This window comes from Bacteroidota bacterium (genome assembly GCA_016183775.1).
Taxonomy (GTDB): domain Bacteria; phylum Bacteroidota; class Bacteroidia; order JABDFU01; family JABDFU01; genus JABDFU01.
Map to the genome: position 1 here is coordinate 1 of JACPDY010000006.1, position 3433 is coordinate 3433.

Annotated in this window: 5 protein-coding genes; all 5 read left to right on the forward strand. The window is 39.4% G+C overall.

What is annotated here, in order from left to right:
* Positions 1 to 774, forward strand: a 774-nt coding sequence (locus HYU69_01110; protein ID MBI2268936.1) for a hypothetical protein, incomplete at its 5' end; no start/stop codon positions are given.
* Between the two features lie 9 nt (positions 775 to 783).
* A complete protein-coding gene (locus HYU69_01115; GenBank protein MBI2268937.1) occupies positions 784 to 1437 on the forward strand; it encodes a lactate utilization protein in 654 nt (217 codons plus the stop codon).
* Positions 1434 to 1646 carry a DUF2007 domain-containing protein gene (locus HYU69_01120; protein ID MBI2268938.1) on the forward strand — a complete coding sequence of 71 codons (213 nt, stop codon included), beginning with the start codon at positions 1434 to 1436 and terminating at the stop codon, positions 1644 to 1646. The genes HYU69_01115 and HYU69_01120 overlap by 4 nt, the downstream gene beginning before the upstream one ends.
* A 123-nt stretch (positions 1647 to 1769) precedes the next feature.
* On the forward strand, positions 1770 to 2603 hold the full coding sequence (locus HYU69_01125) for a phosphatidate cytidylyltransferase (GenBank protein MBI2268939.1): 834 nt from the start codon (positions 1770 to 1772) through the stop codon (positions 2601 to 2603).
* Positions 2600 to 3259: a phosphatidylserine decarboxylase family protein gene (locus HYU69_01130; GenBank protein ID MBI2268940.1), complete on the forward strand. Its 660-nt coding sequence runs from the start codon at positions 2600 to 2602 to the stop codon at positions 3257 to 3259. The genes HYU69_01125 and HYU69_01130 overlap by 4 nt, the downstream gene beginning before the upstream one ends.
* The last annotated feature ends 174 nt before the right edge of the window (positions 3260 to 3433 follow it).

A 3433-nucleotide genomic window follows, 5' to 3' on the forward strand; every position in this document is an offset into this window, starting at 1 on the left:
AACAAAATCATCTCCGCACATGAAAAGAATGTGATCGCATACCACGAAGCAGGACACGCTTCTGCCAGCTGGCTCCTTGAACACGCTTCGCCATTGGTAAAAGTCACTATTGTGCCGCGGGGACGTTCTTTGGGTGCGGCATGGTATTTACCCGAAGAAAGACAGATCACTACAACCGAGCAATTGTTTGATGAGATATGTGCTGCACTTGGCGGGCGCGTAGCTGAAGAGATCATATTCGGAAAAATATCGACCGGAGCTTTAAGCGACCTTGAAAAAATAACCAAGCAGGCTTATGCCATGATCATGTATTATGGACTGAGTGAGAAAGTAGGGCATATTAGTTTCTATGATTCATCGGGCCAATCGGAATATTCATTCAATAAGCCTTATAGTGAGAAAACTGCAGAGCTTATCGACGAAGAAGTAAGTAAACTGATTGACAAAGCATATAAGCATACCAAAGAGATCCTTACCAAAAATCAACACCTTCTTAAACAGTTGGCTGAGCTGCTGTTGGAGAAAGAAGTTATTTTTAAAGAAGACCTTGAGCGTATTTTTGGAGTACGACCTTTCGCTAAACCGGAAGAAAAGGCTGAAAAAAAGCCTGCTGGAAACGGAACAACTGCGCCTCAGCAACCGATCAATGGTGTGGCGAATACATTAAAAGAAGAGCAAAAGAACGAGAATTCTAACGGAACGCCTGTGGCACCTGCTCAACCAAGTACCTCGGAAGCGAATGCGAATAATGAGAAGCCATTAACCCTATTTTAATATTATTTAATGGAAGAGAGTACCTCAAAGGAAAAAATATTAAAAAAGATCCGAAAGGCCCTGATACATAAATCGGAAGTAAATTTTGGCGCTGTTGATTTTGATTCTGAGATTTATACCACATCGGATGACTCCCATGAAGTTTTATTTGCGCAACGGTTAACCTCGCTTAACGGCAAGTTCGCATTTTGTGAGAACGATTCTGATCTCGTATCCACAATCTCATCGCTTATCAAAGAAAACAAGTGGGACAATATATTTTGCCTGGAAGAATCACTTAAAACAATACTTAAAAAAGGTGGTATCCCTTTTTCAGATAAGGAATCGGACTTTATCAATACCAATGTGGGAGTTACGGGCTGCGAGTGCCTTGTTGCCCGGACAGGAAGTGTTATTATAAGTTCGAAACAGGCATCCGGCCGACGCTTACCTGCATATTCCAATTATCACATCGTTATTGCCTATACCGACCAGTTGGTGTACAACATTAAAGACGCCCTGAAAGGACTTAAAACCAAATACGGGAAAAATTTTCCTTCACTTGTTTCCACCATCACAGGTCCCAGCAGAACAGCGGATATTGAAAAAACTCTTGTACAGGGAGCACACGGCCCTAAAGAAATTTATGTTTTTCTAATCGACTCTTCAGGCAAAGGACAGTGAACGAGAACTGGGTTAAAATTTATTCCACCACCGAGGTTCATACCGCCGAACTTATAAAAGCCCTGTTGCTTGACCATGATATTTTATGCGTGATCGTGAACACACAGGATTCGCTATATAAATCGATCGGTGACGCAGGCCTTTATGTTGAACGTGATAATGTGATCAAAGCCAAATATATTATTGATAATAATTTTACAGTAAATTGAAGTTATAACTCTGACAGGGTTTAAAACCCTGTCAGAGTTATAGGGTTTAAAACCCTGTCAGAGTTATAGATAATATGTACTATATCTTTTAGTACTTTTGAAAAACAACTAATGACTTAGCTCTTGCTCCAACGCGCCATCACCGGAACTATTTTTGTAATAATCCTGCTAGGATCAGTGCTGTTTAGTGCATATTCATTCGCTATCCTGTTTTTTGTAATTACCATGCTGGGCTTATGGGAATTCTATACCCTTACCGAAAAAACAGACCATCAGCCACAGCGGATAACAGGTTTATTACTGGGAGTGTTTTTGTTTTTGGGAATACTGTTAAATTACAGTAATACTTATAGCAAGTTTGTCCTATTTCCTATCGCGCTCCTCCTCCCTATCCTGTTCAGTATATTTATCATTGAGCTTTATCGAAAAAAAGAAAAAACTTTTGGCAATATCGCATATACAATACTGGGTGTACTATACATCGCCCTGCCATTTTCTTTATTTACTGTAATTGCATTTGGCACTCCTGTTACGTTCAGCACCAATAGCTATGCACCATCAAAGATCTTAGGTATCCTGTTCATCTTATGGAGCAGTGATACCGGCGCTTATTTATCCGGGAAAGCATTCGGAAAGCATAAATTATTTGAGCGCATCTCTCCTAAAAAAACATGGGAAGGAACGATTGGCGGCGGAATATTGGCCCTTGCAGTTGCATACATTGTATCGATGTATTTTACCGTATTTAATGTAATGGACTGGATGGTTATTGCCCTAATAATTGTTGTAATGGGCAACCTCGGCGACCTGGTTGAATCGTTATTTAAAAGAACTGTTGACGTAAAAGATTCGGGAACAATTTTACCCGGGCATGGCGGAATATTGGACAGGTTTGACAGCCTTATCATGTCAATACCATTTATTTTTATCTATATATTTTTTATATCCACTTTATGATTCACCGCGAAGGGTACCCGACAATAGGATTAACACTTTTATTCAGCGCTGCCATTATTGGTGCAACAAATTACTTCACACAAAACGCTGCACTTGTTTTAGCAGCAGATATTATCTCTGTTGTGTTATTAATTATAGTGTTGCAATTTTTCCGTAATCCATCACGAAATACTACTATAAATGACAGACATATTCTTGCGCCGGCGGATGGAAAGGTAGTTGTAATAGAAGAAGTGGAAGAGCCTGAATATTTTAAAGATAAACGTATACAGGTTTCCGTTTTTATGTCACCCATAAATGTGCATGTGAATCGCTTTCCAATTGGCGGCCTTGTAAAATATGTAAAATATCATCCGGGACTTTACCTGGTTGCATGGCATCCCAAATCATCCACGGAAAACGAACGTTCTACGGTAGTTGTTGAGTTAAACAGCGGAAAGGCAATACTCTTCCGGCAAATAGCAGGAGCTTTAGCGAGACGAATTGTATATTACTGTAAAGAAGGTGATAAAGCGGTACAAGGAGCGGAGTTTGGCTTTATAAAATTCGGCTCCAGAGTAGATCTGTTTTTACCCATAGGCACTAAAATTAATGTACAATTAAACCAGGTTGTCAGGGGAGGCGAAACCGTAATTGCCTCATTTGGTGAGGGTTGAAATCAGATATAATACCAATTATAAATAAAATTCAGTCCAATATTTGCAGAATAGATTTTTTTATTATTTTTGGACTAAACTATAAATATAACAATATGTCATTCGCAAAAACAATACACATCAAAGAGAGTGTGAAGGAATTATCCCAGCTGAGAAAAAACAGCAGTGATACAA

Excerpts from the sequence above, each read along its gene's own strand:
- HYU69_01130 (MBI2268940.1), top strand. The coding sequence starts at position 2,600 with ATGATTCACCGCGAAGGGTACCCGACAATAGGATTAACACTTTTATTC.
- HYU69_01115 (MBI2268937.1), top strand. The coding sequence starts at position 784 with ATGGAAGAGAGTACCTCAAAGGAAAAAATATTAAAAAAGATCCGAAAG.